General features: G+C 67.9%; 21 protein-coding genes and 1 tRNA gene. 8 read left to right on the top strand and 14 right to left on the bottom strand.

What is annotated here, in order from left to right:
* Positions 1–8: 8 nt before the first annotated feature.
* The 7 genes from kce to ADE01S_RS11105 are packed head-to-tail and all read right to left on the bottom strand — an operon-like array spanning position 9 to position 6823.
* Positions 9–950: a 3,5-dioxohexanoate:acetyl-CoA acetone transferase gene (gene kce / locus ADE01S_RS11135; protein ID WP_062681753.1), complete on the bottom strand. Its 942-nt coding sequence runs from the start codon at positions 948–950 to the stop codon at positions 9–11.
* A 46-nt stretch (positions 951–996) separates the two neighbouring features.
* Entirely contained in the window at positions 997–1719 is a 723-nt protein-coding gene (locus ADE01S_RS11130) for an ABC transporter ATP-binding protein (RefSeq protein WP_062681752.1), read from the bottom strand.
* Positions 1716–2471, bottom strand: a complete 756-nt coding sequence (locus tag ADE01S_RS11125) for an ABC transporter ATP-binding protein (RefSeq protein ID WP_062681751.1) — start codon at positions 2469–2471, stop codon at positions 1716–1718. The genes ADE01S_RS11130 and ADE01S_RS11125 overlap by 4 nt, the downstream gene beginning before the upstream one ends.
* Positions 2468–3751: a branched-chain amino acid ABC transporter permease gene (locus ADE01S_RS11120; RefSeq protein WP_062681750.1), complete on the bottom strand. Its 1284-nt coding sequence runs from the start codon at positions 3749–3751 to the stop codon at positions 2468–2470. Before ADE01S_RS11120 ends, ADE01S_RS11125 begins: the two co-directional genes overlap by 4 nt.
* Positions 3752–3755: 4 nt before the next feature.
* Positions 3756–4697 carry a branched-chain amino acid ABC transporter permease gene (locus ADE01S_RS11115; protein WP_062681749.1) on the bottom strand — a complete coding sequence of 314 codons (942 nt, stop codon included), beginning with the start codon at positions 4695–4697 and terminating at the stop codon, positions 3756–3758.
* A 7-nt stretch (positions 4698–4704) separates the two neighbouring features.
* Positions 4705–5952, bottom strand: coding sequence for a branched-chain amino acid ABC transporter substrate-binding protein (locus ADE01S_RS11110; protein WP_062681748.1), 1248 nt, complete (start codon positions 5950–5952; stop codon positions 4705–4707).
* Between the two features lie 52 nt (positions 5953–6004).
* A complete protein-coding gene (locus tag ADE01S_RS11105; protein ID WP_172600271.1) occupies positions 6005–6823 on the bottom strand; it encodes an SDR family oxidoreductase in 819 nt (272 codons plus the stop codon).
* A gap of 188 nt (positions 6824–7011) precedes the next feature.
* Between ADE01S_RS11105 and ADE01S_RS11100 the strand changes: the two genes are divergently transcribed.
* Complete coding sequence (locus ADE01S_RS11100; RefSeq protein ID WP_062681786.1) at positions 7012–8958, top strand: helix-turn-helix domain-containing protein; 1947 nt, start codon at positions 7012–7014, stop codon at positions 8956–8958.
* Between the two features lie 213 nt (positions 8959–9171).
* Here ADE01S_RS11100 and ADE01S_RS11095 read toward each other — a convergent pair.
* Positions 9172–9246, bottom strand: a tRNA-Arg gene (locus ADE01S_RS11095).
* A 231-nt stretch (positions 9247–9477) separates the two neighbouring features.
* On the opposite strand from ADE01S_RS11095, the gene ADE01S_RS11090 reads away from it, so the two are divergent.
* Positions 9478–10392: a c-type cytochrome gene (locus tag ADE01S_RS11090; protein ID WP_062681746.1), complete on the top strand. Its 915-nt coding sequence runs from the start codon at positions 9478–9480 to the stop codon at positions 10390–10392.
* Between the two features lie 138 nt (positions 10393–10530).
* Here ADE01S_RS11090 and ADE01S_RS11085 read toward each other — a convergent pair whose 3' ends face one another.
* The 4 genes from ADE01S_RS11085 to ADE01S_RS11070 form a co-directional block, all read right to left on the bottom strand.
* Complete coding sequence (locus ADE01S_RS11085; protein ID WP_062681745.1) at positions 10531–12051, bottom strand: 3-hydroxyacyl-CoA dehydrogenase; 1521 nt, start codon at positions 12049–12051, stop codon at positions 10531–10533.
* A 37-nt stretch (positions 12052–12088) separates the two neighbouring features.
* Entirely contained in the window at positions 12089–13318 is a 1230-nt protein-coding gene (locus tag ADE01S_RS11080) for a CaiB/BaiF CoA transferase family protein (RefSeq protein ID WP_062681744.1), read from the bottom strand.
* Positions 13319–13426: 108 nt separating this feature from the next.
* Entirely contained in the window at positions 13427–14575 is a 1149-nt protein-coding gene (locus ADE01S_RS11075) for an acyl-CoA dehydrogenase family protein (protein WP_062681743.1), read from the bottom strand.
* A gap of 43 nt (positions 14576–14618) precedes the next feature.
* On the bottom strand, positions 14619–15242 hold the full coding sequence (locus ADE01S_RS11070; RefSeq protein WP_062681742.1) for a TetR/AcrR family transcriptional regulator: 624 nt from the start codon (positions 15240–15242) through the stop codon (positions 14619–14621).
* A gap of 182 nt (positions 15243–15424) precedes the next feature.
* On the opposite strand from ADE01S_RS11070, the gene ADE01S_RS11065 reads away from it, so the two are divergent.
* Both ADE01S_RS11065 and ADE01S_RS11060 read left to right on the top strand, forming a co-directional pair.
* A complete protein-coding gene (locus tag ADE01S_RS11065) occupies positions 15425–16396 on the top strand; it encodes an NAD(P)H-dependent flavin oxidoreductase (protein ID WP_062681741.1) in 972 nt (323 codons plus the stop codon).
* Positions 16393–17133 (top strand): enoyl-CoA hydratase-related protein, encoded by a 741-nt coding sequence (locus tag ADE01S_RS11060; protein WP_062681740.1) that lies wholly within the window; start codon positions 16393–16395, stop codon positions 17131–17133. Before ADE01S_RS11065 ends, ADE01S_RS11060 begins: the two co-directional genes overlap by 4 nt.
* Positions 17134–17235: 102 nt before the next feature.
* Here the strand turns inward: ADE01S_RS11060 and ADE01S_RS11055 are convergent, their stop codons facing one another.
* Positions 17236–18069, bottom strand: coding sequence for an enoyl-CoA hydratase/isomerase family protein (locus ADE01S_RS11055; RefSeq protein WP_062681739.1), 834 nt, complete (start codon positions 18067–18069; stop codon positions 17236–17238).
* A gap of 155 nt (positions 18070–18224) precedes the next feature.
* Here ADE01S_RS11055 and ADE01S_RS11050 point away from each other — a divergent pair, with 155 nt between their 5' ends.
* The 3 genes from ADE01S_RS11050 (at position 18225) to ADE01S_RS11040 (ending at position 21481) form a co-directional block, all read left to right on the top strand.
* Complete coding sequence (locus ADE01S_RS11050) at positions 18225–19085, top strand: NAD(P)H-hydrate dehydratase (RefSeq protein WP_062681738.1); 861 nt, start codon at positions 18225–18227, stop codon at positions 19083–19085.
* Positions 19086–19248: 163 nt separating this feature from the next.
* Complete coding sequence (locus ADE01S_RS11045) at positions 19249–19482, top strand: hypothetical protein (protein WP_062681737.1); 234 nt, start codon at positions 19249–19251, stop codon at positions 19480–19482.
* Between the two features lie 385 nt (positions 19483–19867).
* Complete coding sequence (locus ADE01S_RS11040; protein WP_062681736.1) at positions 19868–21481, top strand: ABC transporter substrate-binding protein; 1614 nt, start codon at positions 19868–19870, stop codon at positions 21479–21481.
* Positions 21482–21545: 64 nt separating this feature from the next.
* On the opposite strand, the gene ADE01S_RS11035 is transcribed toward ADE01S_RS11040, so the two are convergent.
* Entirely contained in the window at positions 21546–22460 is a 915-nt protein-coding gene (locus ADE01S_RS11035) for a LysR family transcriptional regulator (protein WP_062681735.1), read from the bottom strand.
* 265 nt (positions 22461–22725) lie between these two features.
* Between ADE01S_RS11035 and ADE01S_RS11030 the strand changes: the two genes are divergently transcribed.
* Positions 22726–23697, top strand: coding sequence for a M14 family metallopeptidase (locus ADE01S_RS11030; protein ID WP_062681734.1), 972 nt, complete (start codon positions 22726–22728; stop codon positions 23695–23697).
* Positions 23698–23710: the final 13 nt, after the last annotated feature.

The raw sequence follows: 23710 nt of genomic DNA, 5'->3' as shown, positions 1-23710 counted from the left end.
CGGCCGGTTCAGAATCCAACCGCGTCCCTGCCCTTCAGGCCCAGCATGACGCGCGCCTCGGCCGGGGTGGCGACCTCCAGCGACAGCGCTTCCAGGATGAGCCGGATCCTGGATACTTGTTCCGCGCACGACTTGGCCAGTTGGCCCTTGCCGAGGTAGAGGCTGTCCTCCAGCCCCACGCGGACGTTGCCGCCCATGATGGCGCCCATGGTCACCAGCGGCAACTGGTGGCGACCCGCCCCCAGCACCGAAAAGCGGTAGCCGCCTCGGCCGAACAACCGATCGGCGGTGGTCTTCATGGTCGCCAGGTTTTCCGGGTCGGGCCCCATGCCGCCCAGGATTCCGTAGATGCTCTGGATGAACAGCGGCCCCTGCACCAGGCCTTCGTCCACGAAGTGGGCCAGGTTGTACAGGTGCCCCAGGTCGTAGCACTCGAACTCGAAGCGCGTGCCGCATTCCTCGCCCAGCACCTTGAGGATGTGACGGATGTCGCGGAAGGTGTTGCGGAAGATCAGGTCTTCCATGCCCTCCACGTAAGGCTTCTCCCAATCATGCCGCCACTGCGAAATGCGCCGCGCCGCGGGATGGATGGAGAAGTTCATCGATCCCATGTTCAGCGAACACATTTCAGGCTTGGCGCGCAGCGGATAGGCCAGCCGTTCCTCCAGCGTCATGCGCGTGCTGCCGCCGGTCGTGATGTTGATGACCGCGTCGGTGGCGTCGCGGATGCGCGGCACGAACTGGTCGAAAACCGCCGGATCCGCGGTGGGCCGCCCGTCGCGCGGGTCGCGGGCGTGCAGGTGCAGGATGGCCGCGCCCGCCTGGGCCGCCTCCACCGCCTGCTCGGCGATCTGGTCCGGCGTCAGCGGGAGGTACTCGGACATGGTCGGCGTATGGACCGATCCGGTTACCGCGCAGGAGATGATGACCTTGTCTTGGCTGCTTTTCATGTCGATATCGGTACGTTGGAGTTGAAATCCTGGAAATGCGCCGCGGCTACACGGCGAGCCATTGGGAAACCAGCGTATCGTTCGAGCCGAGCGCTTGCGGACTGCCCTCGAAGACGATGCGGCCATGGCCCATGACGCAGACCCGCGTCGACACCTTCAGCGCGATGGTCAGCTTCTGCTCCACCAACACCACCGACACGCCCTTGCGGTGCATGTCCTGGATGCATTCCCCGACCTGGACGACGATCTTCGGCGCCAGGCCCTCGGTGGGCTCGTCGATCAACATGACGAGCGGATTGCCCAGCAGCGAGCGGCAGATCGTCAACATTTGCTGCTCGCCGCCCGACATGCTTCCGGCCTTGGTGTTGCGCCGTTCCTTCAGGCGCGGGAAGTAGTCGAACATCTGCTCCACTGTCCAACGATGAGCGCCGGGCGCTGGCGGCTGCTCGCCCATGCGCAGGTTCTCGTCGACGGTCAGGTTGGCGAACACCTCGCGCTCCTCGGGCACGTAGGCCAGCCCGGCGCGATTGATCGCATAGGGGCGCTGGCCGGCGAGATCGCGGCCCAGCAGGCGCACCCGGCCGGCCGTGGGCGCGACCAGGCCCATAATGGCCTTCATGGCGGTCGAGCGCCCCGAGCCGTTGCGGCCCACAAGGCTGACGACCTCATCGCGCGCCACCTTCAGATCCACGCCATGCAGGACATGGCTTTTTCCGTAGTGCGCATGCAGGTTCTCGACCTCCAGCAGCGCCGTATCCATCTGGCTCATGCGCTCACCTCGTCGCCGAGATAGGCTTCGCGCACGGCGGCGTTCGCGCGGATCTCGTCCGGCGCGCCGGTCGCCACCACCTGCCCGTAGACCAGCACACTGATGCGGTCGCTCAAGGAAAAAACCACGTCCATATCGTGCTCCACGATCATCAGGGTGCGCCCCGCCGTGGCCTCGCGGATCAGCTCCGAGGTGTAGGCGGTTTCTTCGTGCGACATGCCGGCCATGGGCTCGTCCAGCAGAATGATCCGGGGGTCGGAGGCCAGCGTCATGGCGATTTCCAGGGACCGCTGTTCCGAATAGGCCAGCTCTCCGGCGATGGCCCCCGCCTTCGCCGTCAGCCGGACCTGCTCCAGCAGGCGCTCGGTTTCGGCGCGGATGCGCCGGTCCCGGTCGATGAATTTCCAGAACGCGTATTGCAGGCCATGGGCGCGCATCACCGCCAGCCGAAGATTCTCGAACGTGCTCAGCCGAGGAAAGAGGTTGGTGATCTGAAACGAGCGGGCCAGGCCCAGGCGATTGATCGCCTGCGGCGAACTGCCGCCGATTTCGCGGTCTTCGAATCGAATCGACCCGGAGGTGGGCGCAAGCTGGCCGGACACCAGGTGAAACAGCGTGGACTTGCCTGCCCCGTTGGGGCCGATCAGCGCGTGCCGCTCGCCGACTCGCACGTCCAGGTCCACGCCCCGGATGATCTCCGTCGGCCCGAAGGACTTGCGCAAGTCCTGGATGCTGAGGATGGGTGCGCTCATACGGCTTCCTTCGAATCGCGGACTTGCGGCGCCAAGGCCGCGGGAGCGGTGTCGACGGACTCGCAGGCGGCCAGCCGCAGACGGCAACGCCACGCCAGCAGGGCGGCCGCCCCGAACAACAGCGCGGGCAGCCCCCAGGTTGCGACCGAGGACACCTGCCATGCCTGTCCGAACAGCGTCACGCTCGGCCAGGCGCCACCAGGATCGAGTTGCAGCATGGCGCGGTATTCCTGAGAAAACAGGCGCTGCAGCAGCTCGACGAGGAAGACGGCTCCCGCGGTGGCGGCAGCCGCCGCCCCGAGGGCCAATCCGAACACCGGCATCGTCCGCGCCAGCCCGTAACGCTGGCGCAAGCTGGCCGCCAGGCCCGCAAGCCCGCTTAGCCCGGTAGGCATGAACATCATCACCAGCACGAACAGAATGCCCTGGTAGAGCAGCCATGAGCGCGTCAGGTCCGACACGAAGTAGCCGAAGAACGTCATCAGCGCGGCGCCCAGCGCGGGCCCCAGGAAAACCTGCACGCCGCCGATGTAGGTATTCAGCACGGCGGCGGCCGACAACGCCGGATCGAACACCACGTAGTTCGCCGACTCGTTCGATATCACCTGCAGGCTGCCGGCCACGCCGGAGAACATGGCCGACAGCGCGAACACCAGCGTTGCGACTCCGTGCACGTTGTAGCCGAGGAAGCGCAGCCGGTGGCTGTTCTCGCGCAATCCCAGCGTCAGCCTGCCCAGCGGCGTCCGGGTATAGGCATAGAGCAACACCAGCGACACCAGCACCCAGGCGAGCGTCAAGTAATACACCTGGGTCGTGGATCCGAAGTCGAACCCCCAGGCGGGCATGCGCATGGTCGAAAGGCCGGCTTCGCCGCCGAACACCCCCTTTAGGTGAGGCGCCAGGGAATGGACCAGTTCGGCGATGGCCAGCGTGATCATGGCGAAGTAGGTGCCGCTGCGCTGCGTGGCGAACCAGCCCGCGATACCGCCGAAGATCAGGCCGCCCACGGCGCCGGCCAGCGGCATCAACGGCGTGGGCAACAGCCCCGCGCCGCCCACGGCATTCATGGCATGCACCGTGGCAAACGCGCCCACGCCGAAATACGCCGCATGGCCGAACGACAGCATGCCCGCCTGGCCGCACAGCAGGTTGTAGGCGCTGGCGAACAGCGCGGCGATCAGCATCTGGATCGCCGCATTGAGCAGGCCCTGCGACAACAGATAGGGCAACGCGGCCATGAGGACGAGGCCGGCCAGCCCGGCAATCAAGTGGATTCTCATTGGATCAACCCTTCTCGCCCATGAGACCGCCGGGGCGCAACAACAGGATCAGCAACATCAGCGCGAACGGCAGCGTCGCGGCCAGGCTGGAGAGCTTGAGCGTCATCAGCCCGCCCACGCCGCGCGCCCAGTCGCCCGCGCCAATCAGCGCGAGCGCATCGGCCAGGCTGCCGTCTACCGTCACGGCCAGCGAAGTGATGATGCCGATCAGCAGGGAGGCCAGCATCGCGCCGGCCAGCGAACCCAACCCGCCGACCACGACCACCACGAAAACCATCACGCCCAATTCCAGCGCCATGTTCGGATTGGTGGTGTAGAACGCGCCGGCTACCGCCCCCGCCAAACCGGCCAGGGCCGCTCCCGCGCCGAACACGCCCATGAACACCAGCGGCACGTTGTGCCCCAGTGCTTCGGTCATGTGCGGCTTGTAGATGGCCGAGCGCACCACGATGCCGACGCGAGAGCGCGTCAATACCAGGTAGATCGCGATGAACATCGCAATGGCGATGCCGCCCATCAGCAGCCGATAGAACGGATACTGCATCGCCCCGAGGCTGAACGCCGAGAAATCGAGAGACGAGGGAATGCGATAGTCCACCGGATAGTTGCCGTAGAACAGCTTGATCGACTCGGCGATGATGAACGACAGGCCGAAAGTCAGCAGCAACTCGTGCGCATGGCCGTGCCGGTGCACCCGGCGCAGGAAGTAGCGCTCCACCACCACGCCGATCAGCCCCACCAGCAGCGGCGAGACGACCACGGCAGGCCAGAAACCCAGTGTTCCCTGCAGCGTGTAGGCGAAGTAGGCGCCCAGCATGTAGAAGGAAGCATGCGCGAAGTTGAGCACACCCATCATGCCGAAGATGAGCGTGAGGCCGGCGGAGACCATGAACAGCACCAGCCCGTAGACGATGCCGTTCATCAAAGAGAACAAGAGTTGCTCCATGGCTCGGTCAGCCCGGGCGCTTCATCTGGCAACTGGCCTGGGGCGGCGTGGCGGCTTCCTGCGCCGAGAGCAACAGCGCCGGCGCGAAGCCCATGTCCGTCCCGTCCACTTTCAGCTTCGCGTCGCGCGACACGACCGACACCACCATCGGCATCTGCGCCTGATGGTCCTGCTCGCGCATGCTCATCTCGCCCATGGGCGTCTGGATGCGGGCCGACTCCAGCGCCTTGGCGAATGCATTGACGTTCAGCTTGCCGTCCTGGGGCTGAGTGCGCTTGAGCGCGTCGGCCACCATCAGCATGCCGAAGACCGTCTGCGGCTCGATGAATACGGGCGCGCTGCCATTCTTGGCGCGATAGTCCTCGACGAACTGCCGGGCATCGGCCTGGCCCGCCTCGGCGTTGAAGGTATGCACCACGAAGTTGCCTACGGCCAGGTCGCCCGCATTGGCAAGATTGCCCGGCTGATCCAGGTAGACCGTGCCGTAACGCGCCTTCAGCCCGGCCGCCTTGGACGCCTTCATCAGCAAGAGCAGGTCATTGGACCAGTTGCCGGTGATGACGGTGTCCGCGCCCGAGGCCGCGATCCGCGCGACGTAGGGCGCGAAGTCCTGGATGCGGTTCACGTCGTGCAGCGTCTTGGCCACGACCGTGTAGCCGCCGGCCTGCTGATTGTCGACGGTGGCCTGCTCCATGTCCTGGCCCCAGGAGTAGTTCTGGTTGATGGCGTAGACCTTGGTGCCCAGCGCGTTGGCCTTTTTCATGCCCTCGACCAGCGCCTTGGCGCGGACCTGGGCGTTGCTGGCGAAGCGGAAATGGTAGAAGTTGCACTTTTCGCCGGTCAACTCCAGCGCTTCGGCGCCCATGTTGATGTAGACCATCTCCTTGCCGGCGTTGCGCAGGTTGTACTTGCGCACGTCTTCGGTAATCTGCCCGCCGATGGCCGACGAGGCGCCCTGCACGATGAGATGCACCCCATCGGCCGCGGCCGCCTTGAGTTTGTCGGCCGCGCCGGCGGGACCGCCCTGGTTGTCGTATTCCAGCAGTTGCACCGGCTCGCCGTTCCATCCGCCGGCCTGATTGATCCGGTCCACCGCGAAGCGCACCGCCGCGCGATAGGCCTGTCCCGACGAGGCCTGCGGGCCGGACAGCGTTTCGACCAGGCCGATCTTGACCGGGGCCGCCGCAACGGGGAAGGCGCAGGCCGCAGCCACTACGCTGGCGCCGGCGATGGCGGATATATCGAGCTTGCTCATGGTTTGTCTCCTTTTTTGTAATGAAAGTGCCGGTGGCGGGCCCGGCCGCGCCCTAGAGATGCTCCACGTTCCCGTCCACGCTGATCGCCTGGCCCGTGATGTTGCGGGCGGCGGGTGAACACAGGAACAGCGCCGTGGCCGCGACGTCTTCGGCCGTGACCATGCGGCGCAGGGAAATCTTGCGCAGATACTCCTCGCGCATGGCTTGCACCGACACGCCCGCCGCGGCGGCACGCGCCCCGATCACGCCGTCCATGCGCTCGCCCTCGACCGTGCCGGGCAGGATCGCGTTGACGCGCACGCCATGCGGACCGAGTTCGATGGCAAGGGATTTCATGAACCCGATGAGCGCCCACTTCGTCGATGCGTAGGGCGTGCGCAAGGCATAGCCCAACCGGCCCGCCACCGAACTCATCGCGATCAGGCTGGGGTTGTGGCTGGACGCCTTCAGCAACGGCACCGCGCGGCCGGCGAAATAGAAATGGCTGTTCAGGTTGACGTCCACCGTCCGCTCCCAATCGCCCCGGCCGAGCTCCTCTACCGGCCCCGTCGGGCCGGCGATGCCGACGTTGTTGACCAACACGTCCAAGCCGCCCAGCGCATTCTTCACGTCGTCGAACACGGCATCCACGTCCCGCGGCACCGAGGCATCCGCGGTGCTCGTCGTCAGGCCGGGAGCCTCGGCCGCCAGCCGCCCCAGCGCGACGTGGTCGACGTCGCATACGTGCACCCGGGCCCCCATTTCGCGGAACGCCCGGGCCACGACGGCGCCAATGCCGGACGCGCCCGCGGAAACCAGTACGCGCAGGCCGGGCGGCGGCCGAAGCGAATCCATGAAACTTGTGTGCACCAAAGGCTCCTCCTTTCTCATAACGGCAGTGTCTGACAGATATCGTCGTCCAACTATGTGCATTAGCCACATAGATAATGGCTGGTTGATATACTCATCCCACATAAACCCGCCTATTTCTCGTCTGGCGCCGTTCCCACCCCCGTTGGGCGTCGCTCCCGGTCATGCATCCCTCCGAGCACAAACCGCCTCCGAACCCCGTCCCCGACATGTCACCGGACACGGAGACGGGAACGATTGCCGCCGGCTTGATCGGCCTGCTGCACGAAGACGCTCCGGCCGAGGCATTCGCGGCCCGTCTGGCCGCGATCGAAGCGCTGCCGGACGGCCTGCGAAGCAAGGGCAATCTGGTCGAGCTCGCGCGAACGGCCATGGCCCTGCGCAACCGGCTGGAACAGCATGAGGAACGCGAACGCGGGATGCTTGCGGTCATCGAGTCGGCGCAGGACCTGGCCGGCCGTCTCGATCTGCCCGAGCTGCTCAAGGCCATCGTGGTGCGCGCGCGCAGACTCTTGCGGGCGCACCTATGCTGGTTGACCATCTACGATGAGCAGGCCGACGAATTCAAGGTGGTGGTTGCCGACGGGGCGATTTCCGAGCCTATCGGCCGCATGACCGCGCAGCGCAATCGCGGCGTGGCCGGCGTCGTCATGACCACGCGCCTGCCCTTCTCCACGCCGCACTATCTGCAAGATGCGCGCTTCGAGCACGACCCGGTCCTGGACGATATCTTTCGCGCCGAAGGTGTGACGGCAATGGTCGGCGCTCCCTTGATCAGGGACGACCAGGTGATCGGCCTGTTGTTCGTGGCGGACCGCTACCACCGCACGCACACCGCGCTCAATATTTCCATCCTGTGCACGCTGGCCACGCATGCCGCCGTAGCCATCGCCAACGCCAAGGCATTCGCCGATGCCCAGTCCGCGCTGGAGGCCACCGATCAGGCCAGGGCGGAGCTGGAGCGGCATGCCCACGACGTGCAAGGCGCCGTCGAAGCCCACGAACGCCTCACCTCGCTGCTGGCGCGCGGCGCCACGCTGGGCGAACTGTGCCATTCCATCGCGCAATTGCTGCAAGGCACCGTCCTGGTCCTGGACGAAACCCATCATGTGGTCGCGCACGCCGATCCCGAGGGCCGCCCCAGCGCGGCGGCGGGCGCCTACGCCCCGCACGGCGCCCACAGCGCGGCCTTCACGCAGGCGCTGCGGGACAGCCGCCGCGCGGGCCGCTCCACGATTGCCTATGAAAGCCATGGCGAGCTTTGCCGCGCCATCGCGGTGATCGGCGGCGGCGGCGTCCTGGGCTCGGTCCTGCTGTTCCGCCGGGAAGACCTCAGCGACACCTCCGTCCGGACTTTCGAGCGGAGCAGCAGCGTCATCGGCATCGTGTTGCTGTCTCAGGAGCGCATGGAAGAAAGCCGGCACCGCGACGTCTCCGCGCTATTGCAGACGCTGATCTCTCCCCGCCAGGGCGAGCCGGCGCTGACGCGGCAGCGCGCCGAACGCCACGGGCTGGACATCTCGCAACCCATGGTGCTGGTCCTGCTCGATGCGGGACAGCCGGAGGCCGGCTTTCTGGCGCGGCGCGCGCGCGCCGCGCTGGGCGTGTCCGGCATGGCGCTCGACGAGGTCGACGGCGTGCTGGTCGCGGTATGCGCGTCCACGCGGGCGCAAGCGCTGCGGGAGGCCTTCGCCGATTTCGCCCGCCGTGAACTGGGCGGCGCCCACATCGGCGTCCTCTCGCGCCCCGTGTACAGCGCGGCGGAAATGCCGGCCCTCTACACCTCGTTGCGGCGATCCCTTGCAGTGGCGGCGCGGCTGGGCCTGCGCGGACAGCTCATCGAACAAAACGAAATGGCGCTGTATTCCGTGTTGTTCGAAACGCAGGATCGCACCGGCCTGGACCAGTTCCTGGACTCGACCATCGGCGCGCTCATCGCGCAGGACCGCCGGCGCGGATCGGAACTGACGGCGACGCTGCTGACCTACTTCGACCACAAGCAGAATGCCACCGAGACCGCCTCCCGGCTCGGTATACACGTGAACACCGTCAGGCAGCGGCTGGCGAGCATCGAGCGCCTGGTCGGCGGTTGGGAGGACACGGCGCGCGCGCTCGAAATACACATGGCGCTGCGGCTGTGGAAGCTGGGCGGTTGAACCGCTGTCAGCGGCCGCCAGTTGGAGCCGGCGCGCTAAGGGGCGCGCTGACACGGCCGCGAAAATTCTCGGCGCCTATCGCCGCGCATCGGAGGCGTGGGGAATTCGGGAAAGGGGTAGCTTCGAGGTCGGTGCGAAGCGATGCGCGGCGGATCGCCGCGGCGGGTGCAACGTGAACACTGACTGGGTACACGCAACCCATGGGGAATTCTGTGGCGCGCCCGACAGGAATCGAACCTGTATCAAGAGCTTCGGAAACTCTCATTCTATCCATTGAACTACGGGCGCAGTGCAAGGAGGCGGTATTGTACCTAGTTTTCGGGGAACTGCATGCAGCGGAGCGAATCTTCCGTCAAACTCAGCGAAAACCCCGCCGTCGCATTGGCCCCGTGTCTATGACACCGTTATATAATCCAGCGTTTGCTTGCAAGGCGGGCCGTCATCGCCGCCGACTTGTGCAGTACTGATTTTCTGTTGCCGCCGCCAGGCGCCCCCGGTACCCGTTAGCAGGATTTGGTCATGAGCAACGAGCAGGAACACATAGAAGAGCACTCCTCCCCCATCAAGACCCCGAAGCAACTGATCGTCACGGTCGTGCTGGCTTTCGTGGTTCCCATCGCCATCATCATCCTCCTGGTGAACATGGTGACTTCCGGCGCCAAGGTCGGGGCCGGTTCGGATACGCTGTCCACCGAAGCCGTCACCAAGCGCATCGCTCCTGTCGCGGGATTCGCCCTCGTCGACGCCAACGCCCCCAAGGTCTTCAAGACCGGCGAACAGGTTTTCGCCGCGGTCTGTACGGCCTGTCACACGGCTGGCGTGGCCGGTGCCCCCAAGGTGGGCGACAACGGCGCCTGGGCGCCGTTCATCAAAGCCGGCTACGACGCCATGCTGAACGTGGCCCTGCATGGCAAGGGCGGCATGCCCGCCAAGGGCGGCAACCCGGCGCTGTCCGACTACGAAGTCGCGCGCGCGGTGGTCTACATGGCCAACAAGTCGGGCGGCTCGCTGCCTGAACCCGCCGAGCCGGCGGCCGAAGGCGACAAGAAGGAAGCCGCTGCCGCTCCGGCCGCTGCTGCCCCTGCCCCTGCCGCCGCTCCCGCTGCCGCCGCTCCCGCTGCTGCCGCCGCGCCTGCCCCCGCGGCTCCCGCGCCGGCCGCGCAAGCTCCGGCTCCGCAGGCCGCCGCCGTCAACCCGGCCGGCGAGAAGCTGTACAAGAGCGTCTGCTTCGCCTGTCACGCCACGGGCGTGGCCAACGCTCCCAAGTTCGGCGACAAGGCCGCCTGGGACCCCTACATCAAGACCGGCATGGACGCCATGGTGAAGGTCGCCATGCAGGGCAAGCCGCCGATGCCGCCGAAGGGCGGCGCGGCCGACGCCTCCGAAGACGACATCCGCGCCGCCGTGCAATACATGGTCGACGCCGCGAAGTAAGCGCCTCGGCGCCTCGCCCGAAAAAAAGCCCCTTGAGCGATCAAGGGGCTTTTTGCATGGCGCGGATTTGCGCGCCGGGCCTTCGGGCCATCGGGCGGGCCGCCCCGCGGTGGCGGCCCGCCCGGGCGCCGGCGAGGATCAGGCCGTGGCCTTCGTCAGGGACATGCCCAGCTGCACGCGGCGCTGCAGCCACAGGCTGGGGCGGTAGCGGGGGTCGCCCGTCACGCGCTGCATGCTCTTCAGGATTTCCAGGATGCGGTCCGCGCCGAGCTTGTCGCCCAGCGACAGCGGACCCGCCGGGTAGCCCAGGCCCAGCGTCACCGCCAGGTCGATGTCTTCGGGCGTGGCGATCTGCTGCTGCGCGATGTCGCAGGCGATGTTGACGATGGTGGCCACGATGCGCTGCGCGATGAAGCCGGGCGAATCGTCGATCACCGTGACGGGCATGCCGTCGGCGGCCAGCAGCGCATGGGCCGCGTCGCGCCACTTGGCCTCGGTGGCCGGCGACACCATGATGGTGCGGCGCTTGGCGCCGTCAAAGGCATACAGGGTGTCCAGGCCGACCGTGCGGGCCGCGTCCAGGCCCTGGGCGGAAACCGTGGTGGAGACGTCGTCGCCGTACGGCGTGACGAGGATGAGGGCGTCGGCGTCGGGCGAGGAGCCGGTCACCAGCGTGGCGCCCAGCTTCTCCGCCAGGGCGGTGGCGCGCGCGTAGCCTTCAGCATGCTTGGGGCTGACCCAGACCTTCAGGTTGGCGGGCAGCGCCGGCACGGGAGGCTCGGCCGGCACCTGCTTCTGGCCGTCGGCGTAGACGTAGAAGCCCTCGCCGGCCTTGCGGCCGATCAGGCCGCCGGCCAGGCGCACCGTGGTGATGGGCGACGGACGGAAACGCGGTTCGTCGAAGAACTGGCGGTAGATGGATTCCATCACGGGATGGGACACGTCCAGCGCCGTCAGGTCCAGCAGTTCGAACGGCCCCATGCGGAAACCGGCCTGCTCGCGCATGACGGCGTCCACCTGGGCGAAGGTCGCCACGGCCTCCTGCGCCACGCGCAGGCCTTCGGTATTCATGCCGCGGCCGGCGTGGTTGACGATGAAGCCCGGCATGTCCTTGGCGCGCACGGGCGTATGGCCCATGCGGCGGGCCAGCTCGGCCAGAGCGTCGCCCACTTCGGGCGCGCTGCGCAGGCCGTCGATGACTTCCACCACCTTCATCAGCGCGACCGGATTGAAGAAGTGGTAGCCGGCCACGCGCTGCGGATGCTTGCAGGCGGCGGCGATGGCGGTGATGGACAGCGAGGAGGTGTTCGACGCCAGGATGCAATCCTCGGAGACCACGCCTTCCAGCGCGGCGAACAGGTCGCGCTTCACGTCCAGGCGCTCGACGATGGCTTCCACCACCACCTGGCAGTTCGACATGTCCGTCAGGGCCGTGGCCGATTCCACGCGGGCCAGAGCGGCCTGCGCGTCCGCGGCGCTCAGCTTGCCCTTCTGGGCCAGCTTTTCCCAGGTCTGGCGCAGCGACTCGCGCGCGGCCGCCACGGCCTCGGCGCTGGTGTCGTACAGGCGCACGCGCAGGCCGGCTTGCGCCGCGATCTGCGCGATGCCGCGCCCCATGGCCCCGGCGCCCACGACGCCGATGGTTTGAATCTCCGTCATCAACTCTCTCCTGCCTATTGCCTATATGGGATTGGACTCAGGACCGGCTTTGCGCCAGCGCCTGGATTTCTTCGGCCGACAGCCCCAGCCGTTCGGACAGCACCTGCCCGGTGTGCTCGCCCAGCATGGGCGGCGGACGGCGGTACTCGACCGGGCTGCCGGAGAACTTCAGCGGGCTGGCCGCCATCGGCACCTTGCCCGCCGCCGGATGGGGCAGCTCGCGCTTCATGCCGCGCGCGAGGACGTGGGGGTCCTCGTACACCTGGTCCAGCGTGTTGATCGGCCCGGCCGGGACGCCTACGCCTTCCAGCGCGGCCAGCCAGTGGTCGCGCTCGCCCGTGGCCATGCGTTCGGCCAGCAGGGGCACCAGCTCCTCGCGGTTCTTCACGCGCTGCGGATTGGTGGAGAAGCGCGGATCGGCCGACAGTTCCGGCAGGCCGATCGCGCCGCAGTAGTTGCGGAACTGGCTGTCGTTGCCGACGGCCACGATCAGGTGGCCGTCGCTGGCCGCGAAGACCTGGTAGGGCACCAGGTTCTGGTGCGCATTGCCGGCCCGCTTGGGCGCGGAACCGGAGGTCATGAAGTTGAGGTTCTGGTTGGCCAGCATGGCCACCTGGCAGTCCAGCAGCGCCATGTCGATGTGCTGGCCCACGCCGCTGCGGGAACGCTCGTGCAGCGCGGCCAGGATGCCCACCGTGGAATACATGCCGGTCATCAGGTCGGCGACGGCGACGCCGGCCTTCTGCGGACCGCCGCCGGGCAGGTCGTCGCGTTCGCCGGTGATGCTCATCAGCCCGCCCATGCCCTGGATCATGAAGTCGTAGCCCGGACGGCTGGCGTAGGGGCCGGTCTGGCCGAAGCCGGTGATGGAGCAGTAGATCAGGCGCGGATTGATTTCCTTCAGGCTGTCGTAGTCCAGGCCGTACTTGGACAGGCCGCCCACCTTGAAGTTTTCCACCAGGATGTCGCTTTGCAGCGCCAGCTCGCGCACCAGTTCGGCGCCGCGGGGCGAGGCGATGTCCAGCGCCACGGACAACTTGTTGCGGTTGGCCGACAGGTAGTAGGCCGCCTCGCTGGTGTCGTTGCCCGCCTCGTCCTTGAGGTACGGGGGCCCCCAGGCTCGCGTATCGTCGCCCGAGCCGGGGCGTTCGATCTTGATCACCTCGGCGCCGAGATCGGCGAGATTCTGGGTGCACCAGGGGCCGGCCAGGACGCGGGTCAGGTCGAGCACACGTATGCCGGTTAGGGGAGCGGGACGTTGCGACATCTGTAATCTTTTCGCTAGAAGAGAAATGAGAACGTCCGGCCCGCGCGCTCGCGCGCAAGCCGGACCGGATCACCGTAGGTCAAGCTGGATATTAGCCCGGACGCGCGCTCAGGAATGCGCCTTGATCGTTTCGCGGGCGATCACGAGCTGCTGGATCTGGGAGGTGCCTTCGAAAATGCGGAACAGGCGCACGTCGCGGTAGAAGCGCTCGACCGCGTACTCGGACATATAGCCCGAACCGCCGTGGATCTGCACCGCCCGGTCGGCGACGCGGCCCACCATTTCGGTGGCGTACAGCTTGCAGCAGGCCGCCTGCATGGTGGTGTTCTCGCCCCGGTCGCGCATGCGGGCGGCGTCCAGCACCATGCAGCGGGCCGCGTAGAGCTCGGCCTGGCTGTCGGCGATCATGGCCTGCACCAGCTGGAATTCGGCAATGGGCTGGCCGAACTGCTTGCGCTCCAGGGCGTAGCGCACGGCGTCGCGCAGCAGGCGGTCGGCGATGCCCACGCACAAGGCCGAGATGTGCAGGCGGCCCTTGTCCAGCACGCGCATCGACGTGCGGAAGCCGTTGCCCTCTTCCCCGCCCAGCAGGGCGCTGGCCGGCACGCGGCAGTTGTCGAACACCACGTCGCTGGTCAAGGCGCCGGCCTGGCCCATTTTCTTGTCGGGCTTGCCGATGATCAGGCCGGGCGCGCCGGCTTCCACCAGGAAGCACGAAATCGAATTGGCGCGGCGCTCGGGCGCGGTGCGGGCCATGACGGAGAACAGGCCGGCGATGGGCGCGTTGGTGATGAAGCGCTTGGTGCCGTTGAGCACGTATTCGTCGCCGTCGCGCACGGCCGACAGGCGCAGCGCCATCGCGTCCGAGCCGGCATCCGGCTCGGTCAGCGCGAAAGACCCGACGAGCTCGCCGCTGGCGAGCCTGGGCAGGTAGCGGTTGCGCTGCTCGTCCGTGCCGGCCAGCACGATGGCCTGGGAACCGATGCCGATATTGGTGCCGGCCAGCGAGCGGAATGCGGGCGAGGTCTGGCCCAGCTCGAAGACCACCCGCACTTCCTCTTCCATGTTCAGGCCCAGGCCGCCGTAGTCGGGCGAGATCGACAGGCCGAAGAGGCCCAGCTCGCGCATTTCGGCGACGATGTCGGGCGGCACTTCGCCGCTCGCGGCCAGCTCGTCTTCGGCGGGGATCAGGCGCTCGTGCACGAATCGGCGCACGGCGTCCAGCAACAGGGTCAGGGTTTCGGTGTCGAGGGCCATGATGGAAGTCTCACAGGAAGAAGGCGGAGCCGGGGCGGCGCGTTCAGGCGCGCATGCCGCCGACCAGTAAATCGAAATAGCCGGCGGCAATGCGTTCGGCGCTGTCGCCCTGGCCGGGCTTGTACCAGCGCACCATCCAATTCAGCATGGACAGCACGGCGCGTCCGGCGGCCGGCACGTCCAGCGGCCGGAACACGCCGTCGTCCACGCCCTGGGCGATCACCTCGCGCAGGCGTTTCTCGTAGCCGTCGCGCAGCCGGGCGGCGTCCTCGCGCTCGGGCAGCGCCATCCCGGAATAGCCGATCAGCATGGTGACGAACTCGGCGTGGTGCTGCTCGAAGTAGCGGGCGTGGCCCACCATGAAGGCGCGCAGCCGGTCGGCCGCGCCGACGGCCCGCGCCACGTCCTGGCCGACGGTCTGCGTCAGGCCGCTGAGCACGCCGAGGATGATGGCGTCGTAGATGTCCTGCTTGGTGGTGTAGTAGTGGTAGATGGCCGCCTTGGATACGCCCAGGGCCGCGGCCAGGTCCGACACGGAACTGCCGTCGTAGCCGCTGCGGGCGAAAAGCTTGGCGGCTTCTTCCAGGATGCGTTCGCGCGGCGCCGCCAGCGAGGGCGGCCTGCCGGCGCGGGCGCGTTTCTGGGCGGGAGGGGCGGTGGTCGCCATGACAGCCTTCACAAGGGCCGCGCCGGCGCTGCCCCGGGGTTCGAGCGAACCTCCATTGACAGCGCTTCCGGGCATGCCGTTTAATAAGGATTAATTAATTACCGGACGGTCGGTAGGTAATTATAGGCACACCGGCCAACGATGCTCAAGCCCCCTAGGGACCTTTTTTCGCGACGACGCCCATGCCCCACTCTCTCGTGACTGATTTGTACGGCCAGATGTCCCTGCCGGTCATCTGCGCCCCCATGTTCATCGTGTCCAATCCGAAGCTGGTGGTCGCGCAGTGCACCAGCGGTATCGTGGGCTCGTTCCCGGCGCTGAACGCGCGCCCGCAAAGCCTGCTCACCGACTGGCTGGACGAAGTGCAGGCCGGCCTGGCCGCCCACCGCGAGGCCCACCCCGGCGCGACCGTGGCGCCCTACGCGGTCAACCAGATCATCCACCAGTCCAACGACCGCCTGGAACAAGACCTGGCGGTCTGCGCCAGCCATCGCGTGCCGCTGATCATCACCAGCCTGCGCGCGCCCGGCGACCTGGTCAAAGGCGTGCACGACTGGGGCGGCAAGGTGTTCCACGACGTCACCACCCTGCGCCACGCCGAGAAGGCGCTGGAAGCCGGAGTGGACGGCCTGATCCTGGTGTGCGCCGGCGCCGGCGGGCACGCGGGCACGCTCAGCCCCTTCGCCCTGGTGGCCGAGGTGCGCCGCTTCTATGACGGCCCGCTGATCCTGTCGGGCGCGATCACCTCCGGCGCGCACATCCTGGCCGCGCTGGCCATGGGCGCCGACTTCGCCTACATGGGCACGCGCTTCATCGCCAGCGAAGAGGCCAACGCCAGCGAAGGCTACAAATCCGCCATCGTCGACGCGAGCGCGTCGGACATCCTCTACACGCCGTTCTTCACCGGCATCCCCGGCAATTACCTGAAGGCCAGCATCGCGGCCGCCGGCCTGGACCCCGCCAACCTGCCGCAACCCGAGAGCGGCGCGTCGAACTTCGGCAGCACCCGGGTCAAGCCCTGGAAGGACATCTGGGGCGCGGGCCAGGGCGTGGGCGGCATCGCCAGCGTGCTGCCCGCCCGCCAGATCGTCGACACGCTGCGCCGCGAATACGCGGACGCCAAGGCTGCCCTGAACGGCCGGGTCTACGCATGAGCGGCGGGCTGAAAGTCGTCCGCGAGGGCGCGGTCCTGACGCTGACCATCGACCGCCCGGAGCGGCGCAATGCGCTGGACGTCGCGACCTACGCCGCGCTGACCGAGCAGATCACCCTGGCCGGCGCCGACCCGGCGCTGTCCGCGGTGATCCTGACCGGCGCCGGCGAGCACTTCACGGCGGGCAACGACCTGCGCGACTTCCAGGCCGAACGCGGCGCCGGCGACAGCGCCGGCCTGACGTTCCTGCGGGCGCTGACGATGGCGGACGTGCCCGTCATCGCCGCGGTCGAGGGCTACGCCATCGGCATCGGCGTGACCCTGCTGCAGCATTGCGATTTCGTGCACATCGGGGAAGGCGCCACCTTGCGCATGCCGTTCGTGGCGCTGGGGCTGTGCCCGGAAGGCGCCTCCAGCCTGCTGATGCCGCGGCTGGCCGGCGCCCGCCGCGCCGCCGAATGGCTGCTGCAGGGCAAGGCCTTCTCGGCCCAGGCGGCATGCGAGGCCGGGCTGGCCACGTCCGTCACGCCCGCCGGCCAGGCGCTGGCGGCCGCCCGGGCCACCGCCGCCGACCTGGCGGGCCAGCCGCCGGCCGCGTTGCGCCTGACCAAGGCGATGATGCGGCGCCCGGACCGCCAGGCGATCCAGGACACGCTGGACTACGAAGCCCAGCAGTTCCGCGCCCGCCTGCAGACCGAGGAGGCGCAGGCGGCGTTCGCCAGGTTCTTCAAGAAGTAGGATGGGTAAAGCGCGAGGGATTCCAGGCAAGAACCCTGACATCCGGCGCGCGTAACCCATCAAGCAGCCGCCACGGCAACATCAGCCAGAAACCCTTCCCCTTCAGAACGGCGAATCGGGCCGGAAGTTCGGCGCCCGGCGCTCGCGCAGGGACTGGATCCCTTCGCGCACGTCCGGGCCGCCGAAGCCCATGAATTCCAGGGCCAGCGAAGTATCGAAGCTCGGGCCCGCCATGCGCAGCCAGTTGTTCAGCGAATACTTGGTCCAGCGGATGGCGGTCTGGGATCCGGCGGCCAGCTTGTTGGCCACCTCGAAGGCGCGGCCGATCAACTCGGCTTCGTCCACGCACAGCGACACCAGGCCGATGCGCTCGGCTTCCTCGCCCGTGACGGTTTCGCACAGCATCAGGTAATACTTGGCTTTCGCCATGCCGCAAAGCAGCGGCCAGACGATGGCGGCGTGGTCGCCGGCCGCCACGCCCAGGCGGGTGTGGCCGTCGATGATGCGGGCATCGCGCGCCGCGATGGAAATGTCGGCCAGAAGGCCCGCCACCAGGCCCGCGCCCACCGCCGCGCCATGCATGGCGGACACGATGGGCTTGTTGCAATTGATGATGTTGTAGACCAGGTCGCGCGCCTCGCGCCAGACGCGCGCGCGCACGTCGAAGTCGTCCGCCATCTGCTGCACCAGGTCCAGGTCGCCGCCGCCCGAGAAGCCCTTGCCCTCGCCGCGGATCACCACCACGCGGGTGTCGGGGTCGGTGTCGATGTCGCGCCAGATGTCGGCCAGCTCGCGGTGCAGCCGGTCGTCCGCCGTGGACAGCTTGCCCGGCAGCCCGCCCTTCGCGCCCATGATCAGTTCCAGCACGCCGCCCGGATGCCGGCGCAGCTTCAGGGCCTCGTAGGCCGAATAGTGTTCCAGCGTGATGTCGGTCATTGTCTTCTCCGTGTCCCTTGTCGATATGGCTGGCCGGAAACCGGTCGTCTCCGGGGCGGCCCGTTCGGGGCGGTCCATCTGGGCCAGTCCATCTGGGCGCACTATAGTGGATACCGCCCGCGGCGCCATGCCGATTCATCCCGGAGCCTCAGCCCATGAACACCCCCGTCCCGCCCGCCGGCGGCAAGATCGACCGCGCCGCCCTGCCCGCCCTGTTCGCCCCCCGCGGCGCGGACACGCACAAGGGCAGTTTCGGCACCGTCGGGGTGGTGGGCGGCGGCCCGGGCATGACGGGCGCGGCGCTGCTGGCCGCCCGCGCGGCGTTGAAGACCGGGGCCGGCAAGGTTCTGGTCGGCTTCGCCCAGGACGCCGCGCCCCTGGCCTGCGACCCCTTGCAGCTCGAACTGATGCTGCGCGACGCGCGCTCGCTGCTGGAGGAGGACTGGGGCGTCACCGCCTGGGTGGCGGGCTGCGGCATCGGCACCGGCACCCTGGCGGCCAATGTGTTGTCCGAATTGTTCGTCCTGCGGCGCGGGGCGCCGCTGGTGCTGGACGCCGACGGCCTGAACCTGCTGGCGCGCGGCGAGATCCAGCCGGGCTGGGGCGAGGGGCCGGTCGTGCTGACCCCGCACCCGGCCGAAGCCGGGCGCCTGCTGGGCGCCGGCGCCGCCGACGTGCAGGCCGACCGCCCGGGCGCCGCCCGCGAGCTGGCCCGGCGCTATGGCGCCTGGATCGTGCTGAAGGGCGCCGGCACCGTGGTCTGCCCGCCACAGGGCGAACTGCGGACCAACACCAGCGGCAATCCCGGCCTGGCCACCGCTGGCACAGGCGACGTGCTGGCCGGCATGCTCGGATCGCTGATCGCGCAGAAGCTGCCCCTGGACCAGGCCGTGGCCGGCGCCGTCTGGCTGCATGGCGCGGCGGCGGACGCGCTGGTCGCCCGGGGCGTGGGGCCCATCGGCCTGACGGCGGGGGAACTGGCGGACGCCGCCCGAGAACTGCGCAACAGGGGCTGAAACGGCCGCCCAGCCCCCAAAAACGCGGCCGACGGCGCCCTAAGTCCCCGTCAAATAAACATTTTTACAACATCCTAGGGTTTACCCTAGAAAAGCCATTGCTTTTATCCTAGGGTTATCCCTATAATGGTTTACCCCATGACGAAACGGACTGGAGAAAGCCATGAGCGAACTGACCCTGAACCACACTGCCCGCCTGACCGACGCGCTGGAGCGTGACCTGCTCCGCGGCGCCCTCGAAAACCAACCCAATGCCCATCCGCTGACTGGCCTCAAGAAGGCCGGCCAAGCCGTGATCGGAGCCGTTGCTGCCGTGTTTGCCTTCATCGACGAAGTGAATGATTCGATGAACAAGGCCCGCGCCGCCAGCTCGCGCTTCTCCGGCTCGCAGTGGTAAGTCCCGCAGCGCCGGGCTGAATCGCGACCGATCTCCCGCGATTCGCCTGGCGCGCCGCCGCCGCAAGGCCCGCCGGTTTCCGGCGCCCCTTGCGGCGGCGTCCGGCGTCCCGACCCTCACCGGAACGCCATCGCGCCGCGCCGGCCCCCTCACCCGGGGCCCCCGCGACGCCCTCTGCCCCCTCTTCTCGGCGTTTTCCCTAGCGCCCCATTCGCCGTTGCGCATTGACAGCGCGCGAAGCCCCTACCGATAATCGGCCCCTTGCCGTCGTGCCTGGCGCCAAACCTTCCCTGTGCCCCTTCCGAGCGGCCCCGCCCATCCGGCTGGCGCAGGCGGTTCACGCGCAAGCACGATCCGGTTCGTTCCCCATCCGGAGTTGTCACCCATGAAGTTGCGCACCACGCTGGTCCTCGCGGCCGCCGCCATTCCCTTGGCCGCCGCCCAGGCCCAAACGCTGAAGATCGGTCTGTCCGCCGAACCCACCTCGGCCGACCCCCACTATCACAAGATGACGCAGAACGACGCGTTCTCCGCTCATGTCTACAGCTCCCTGGTGGGCCGCAGCGCCGATATGAAGCTGATTCCCGCGCTGGCCACGTCCTGGAAGACGCTGGACGACACGACCTGGGAATTCAAGCTGCGCGACGACGTGAAGTTCTCCAACGGCAAGCCGTTCACGTCGGAAGACGTGCTGTTCACGGTCTGCCGCACGCTGAACAACGAAACCAACGTGTCGCAGTCCTACATGGACATGACCAAGCGCATCACCGACGTGCAGACGCCGGACGCGCACACCGTCATCATCAAGACCGCCGAGCCCTTCCCGCTGATGCCCGCCGAACTGGCGCGCTCGTTGCCCATCGTCTGGAACGGCATCGTCGAGCACGGCAAGCTGACGTTCGACCCCAAGAAGGGTTGCGGCGTCACGGGCGCCTGGCCCACCGTCGCCGACTTCAACAACGGCAAGGACGCCATCGGCACCGGCCCGTACACCCTGAAATCCTACGTCAAGGGCACCGGCATCGAACTCGTGCGCAACGAGAACTACTGGGGTCCCAAGCCGTACTGGAAGGAAGTCAAGTTCGTGCCGGTGCCGTCCGCCGGCCCGCGCCTGACCGGCCTGCTGTCCGGCGACTTCGACATGATCGAAAACCCGGCCGCGCGCGACCTGCCCCGCCTGAAGGACAACCCGAAGTTCGGCTTCGTGGCCACTCCGTCCACCCGCCTGGTGTTCTTCCAGCCTGACGTCGGCCGCAACCCGAGCCCGTTCGTCAAGAGCACCGACGGCAAGAACCCGCTGCAAGACCTCCGCGTGCGCAAGGCGATCTCCATGGCGATCGACCGCAAGGCCATCACCTCGCGCATCATGGACGGCATGGCCACCCCGGCCTACCAGTACATGCCCGACGGCATGTTCGGCGCGCTGCCCACGGCTCCGGAAATCAAGTACGACCCCGAAGGCGCCAAGAAGCTGCTGGCCGAAGCCGGCTACCCGAACGGCTTCGAACTGACGCTGTCGTCCACCAACGACCGCTACGTCAACGACGGCCAGGTGGCCCAGGCCGTGGCCCAGTACCTGGCCCGCGTCGGCATCAAGACCAACGTGGACGCCATGACGGCCTCCATCTACTTCCCCAAGCGCGCCAAGCGCGAGTTCAGCTTCTCGATGGGCGGCTGGCCGGCGGAAACGGGTGAAGCCTCGGCGCTGTTCCAGCTGTGGGTCGCGTCCCTGGATTCGCCCAACAGCCTGGGCACCAGCAACTACGGCGGCTTCAGCAATGCCGATTTCGACAAGGTCTACAAGCAGGCCATCGTGACGGTGGACGCGCCCAAGCGCGAGAAGCTGCTGCAGGAATCCACCCAGATCGCGCTGGACAACGTGCCGCTGATCCCGCTGCACTTCGAAAGCAGCATCTGGGCCTTCCGCAAGGGCATCACGTACGAAGGCCGCCGCGACCAGTACACGCTGGCCACCTCGGTCACGCCCGACGCCAAGTAATCAGGTCCGCCTGAACGAAAAACGGCTGCCTCGCGCAGCCGTTTTTTTTCCCCCAGGCCCCGGCCTACGCCGTCGCCGCGCCCTGCAGCGCGTGGTCCAGCTCGCGCGACAGCATGTCGACGAAGGCTTCCGCCGCCGGCGGCAGCACCCGGCCCGGCATGACCTGGATCTGCAGGGTGCGCGACTGCAGCTCGGCATTGGAGATCGGCACCGCGATCAGCTCGTCGCGCCGCAAGCTCCAGGCCACCGAGATGTAGCCGCTGAGCATGATGGCGTCCGAGCCGAACACGAAACCGTGCAGGGGCGAGGAGTCGTTGCAGGTCAGCGCCGGCTCCAGCTGCACCGATTCCAGGGCGCAGCCCATTTCGAACAGTTGCCGCGTCGTGGTGCCCGGCCCGGTAAGCGCCAGCGGATACTGGCTGAGGTCCTGCAGGCTGACGCTGCTGCGGCCGGCCAGGGGATGGTCGGCCGCCATCACGGCATGCACCGGCGCGCGGCGCGAATAGCGCGCGCTGACGCCGCCGATGCGTTCGGCGATGAAGGCCATGCCCAGCTCCACGCTGCCTTCCGACACCCGGCGGCTCACCTCGGCCGGCGAACCGACGTGCAGGTCGAAACGGATGTTCGGCCAGTCGCGGCGAAAGCGCGCCATCACCGAGGGCAGGAAAATCCGCGCCACGCCTTCGACCGAGGCCACCCGGATCTCGTTGCGCGCCGTGCCCTTGATCGCCGCGATCTCCTGGAGCACCGAGTCGGCTTCCAGCATGGTGCGCCGGGCATGCGCCAGCAGCAGCTGGCCCGCCTCGCTCAGAACCATGCCGCGCGCCGCGCGCTCGAACAGCGGCGCGCCGGCCTCTTCCTCCAGCTTGGCGATCTGCCGGCTGATGGCCGACACCGCGACATGCAGGCGCTCGGAGGCGCCGCTCAGGCTGCCCGCCTGGGCAACTTCCAGAAAATACTTCAAGGCGATGCCGTGCACGTTCGACCCTTGTGGCCCGCAGGGAGCGATGAAACGAGCTTTGCCAAATTTGCAAAGCTCCAGATAAATATTCTAATTGTAGAGAAAGCTGCCAAACTCCTAGAATTCGCCCAATAGTCGAGGGCGGCGACCTCCTGGCGCGCCCCAAAAATAAGGGAAAACCCGTGCCAGCAGCCGTTTCCAGCGCCCTTCGCGCCATGGCGCGCGCCTGAGCGCCACCGCCCCGCCATCGCCTATACAATCCCGTCGCTTCATCGGAGTCCCCATGCCTACGCCCAGCCCAGCGTCCCTTCCACGTCCATTCCTGCTCGCCTGTCCGGACTTGTCGGCGGAACGCGCGGGCAACACGGATACGCCGGGCGTCTGGCATTTCGACTCGGGCGTGCCGGGCAAGCACGTCATGCTGAGCGCCCTGATCCATGGCAACGAACTCTGCGGCGCCTGGGCGCTGAAGGAAGCGCTGGCCGCCGGCCTGCGCCCCCGTCGCGGCTCGCTGACGCTGGCGTTCTGCAACCTGGCGGCCTTCGACCGTTTCGACTCCGCCAACTACGCCCCGGCGCGCTTCGTCGATGAAGACATGAACCGCGTCTGGAGCGACGACAAGCTGAGCGTGCCGATCAGCCAGGAACGCCGCCGCGCGGCCGAACTCCGCCCCTGGGTGGAACAGGCCGACTGGCTGCTGGACTTCCATTCGATGAGCAACTCCGACGTGCCGCTGCAGCTCACCGGCCTGGAGCAGCGCAACATCGACCTGGCCCTGGCGCTGGGCAACCCCGCCACCATCATTGCCGACGCCGGCCACGCCGCGGGCGTGCGCATGCGCGACTACGGCCGTTTCGGCGAAGCCGGCGACAACGGCACCCGCTCGCTGCTGATCGAGTGCGGTTTCCATGGCGCTCCCGAGGCGCGCGGCGTGGCCATCGACCAGATGGCGCGCTTCCTCGCGGCCGCGGACACCGTGGACGGCAGCGACCTGCCCGCGGACTGGTTCACCCCCGCCGCGCCCGCGCAACGCGCCTTGCGCGTCACCCACGCGATCGCGGCCAAGAGCGCCGACTTCCGCTTCGCCGAACCCTGGAAGGGCCTGGAGACGCTGGCCGCGGCCGGCAGCCTGATCGGCTGGTCCGAAGGCGAGCCCGTCGTCACGCCCTACGACGACTGCGTGCTGATCATGCCGTCCACCGCAAACCTGCGGCCCGGCGTGACCGTCGTCCGGCTGGCCCAACCCATCGCCTGACGCCCCGCGGCGC

The sequence above is a fragment of the Achromobacter denitrificans NBRC 15125 genome, assembly GCF_001571365.1.
Taxonomy (GTDB): domain Bacteria; phylum Pseudomonadota; class Gammaproteobacteria; order Burkholderiales; family Burkholderiaceae_B; genus Achromobacter; species Achromobacter denitrificans.
Note: the sequence above shows the minus strand (reverse complement) of the source record. Positions and strands in the feature narration are given on the sequence as shown.

What these genes read in the sequence shown, in the direction of transcription:
- ADE01S_RS11125 (WP_062681751.1), bottom strand. Translation starts at nt 2,471, where the DNA reads ATGAGCGCACCCATCCTCAGCATCCAGGACTTGCGCAAGTCCTTCGGG.
- ADE01S_RS11060 (WP_062681740.1), top strand. Translation starts at nt 16,393, where the DNA reads ATGAGCGGCGGGCTGAAAGTCGTCCGCGAGGGCGCGGTCCTGACGCTG.
- ADE01S_RS11110 (WP_062681748.1), bottom strand. Translation starts at nt 5,952, where the DNA reads ATGAGCAAGCTCGATATATCCGCCATCGCCGGCGCCAGCGTAGTGGCT.
- ADE01S_RS11065 (WP_062681741.1), top strand. Translation starts at nt 15,425, where the DNA reads ATGCCCCACTCTCTCGTGACTGATTTGTACGGCCAGATGTCCCTGCCG.
- ADE01S_RS11075 (WP_062681743.1), bottom strand. Translation starts at nt 14,575, where the DNA reads ATGGCCCTCGACACCGAAACCCTGACCCTGTTGCTGGACGCCGTGCGC.
- ADE01S_RS11070 (WP_062681742.1), bottom strand. Translation starts at nt 15,242, where the DNA reads ATGGCGACCACCGCCCCTCCCGCCCAGAAACGCGCCCGCGCCGGCAGG.
- ADE01S_RS11055 (WP_062681739.1), bottom strand. Translation starts at nt 18,069, where the DNA reads ATGACCGACATCACGCTGGAACACTATTCGGCCTACGAGGCCCTGAAG.
- ADE01S_RS11045 (WP_062681737.1), top strand. Translation starts at nt 19,249, where the DNA reads ATGAGCGAACTGACCCTGAACCACACTGCCCGCCTGACCGACGCGCTG.
- ADE01S_RS11085 (WP_062681745.1), bottom strand. Translation starts at nt 12,051, where the DNA reads ATGACGGAGATTCAAACCATCGGCGTCGTGGGCGCCGGGGCCATGGGG.
- ADE01S_RS11030 (WP_062681734.1), top strand. Translation starts at nt 22,726, where the DNA reads ATGCCTACGCCCAGCCCAGCGTCCCTTCCACGTCCATTCCTGCTCGCC.
- ADE01S_RS11090 (WP_062681746.1), top strand. Translation starts at nt 9,478, where the DNA reads ATGAGCAACGAGCAGGAACACATAGAAGAGCACTCCTCCCCCATCAAG.
- ADE01S_RS11040 (WP_062681736.1), top strand. Translation starts at nt 19,868, where the DNA reads ATGAAGTTGCGCACCACGCTGGTCCTCGCGGCCGCCGCCATTCCCTTG.
- ADE01S_RS11120 (WP_062681750.1), bottom strand. Translation starts at nt 3,751, where the DNA reads ATGAGAATCCACTTGATTGCCGGGCTGGCCGGCCTCGTCCTCATGGCC.
- ADE01S_RS11115 (WP_062681749.1), bottom strand. Translation starts at nt 4,697, where the DNA reads ATGGAGCAACTCTTGTTCTCTTTGATGAACGGCATCGTCTACGGGCTG.
- ADE01S_RS11080 (WP_062681744.1), bottom strand. Translation starts at nt 13,318, where the DNA reads ATGTCGCAACGTCCCGCTCCCCTAACCGGCATACGTGTGCTCGACCTG.
- ADE01S_RS11130 (WP_062681752.1), bottom strand. Translation starts at nt 1,719, where the DNA reads ATGAGCCAGATGGATACGGCGCTGCTGGAGGTCGAGAACCTGCATGCG.
- ADE01S_RS11100 (WP_062681786.1), top strand. Translation starts at nt 7,012, where the DNA reads ATGTCACCGGACACGGAGACGGGAACGATTGCCGCCGGCTTGATCGGC.
- ADE01S_RS11050 (WP_062681738.1), top strand. Translation starts at nt 18,225, where the DNA reads ATGAACACCCCCGTCCCGCCCGCCGGCGGCAAGATCGACCGCGCCGCC.
- ADE01S_RS11105 (WP_172600271.1), bottom strand. Translation starts at nt 6,823, where the DNA reads ATGAGAAAGGAGGAGCCTTTGGTGCACACAAGTTTCATGGATTCGCTT.
- kce (WP_062681753.1), bottom strand. Translation starts at nt 950, where the DNA reads ATGAAAAGCAGCCAAGACAAGGTCATCATCTCCTGCGCGGTAACCGGA.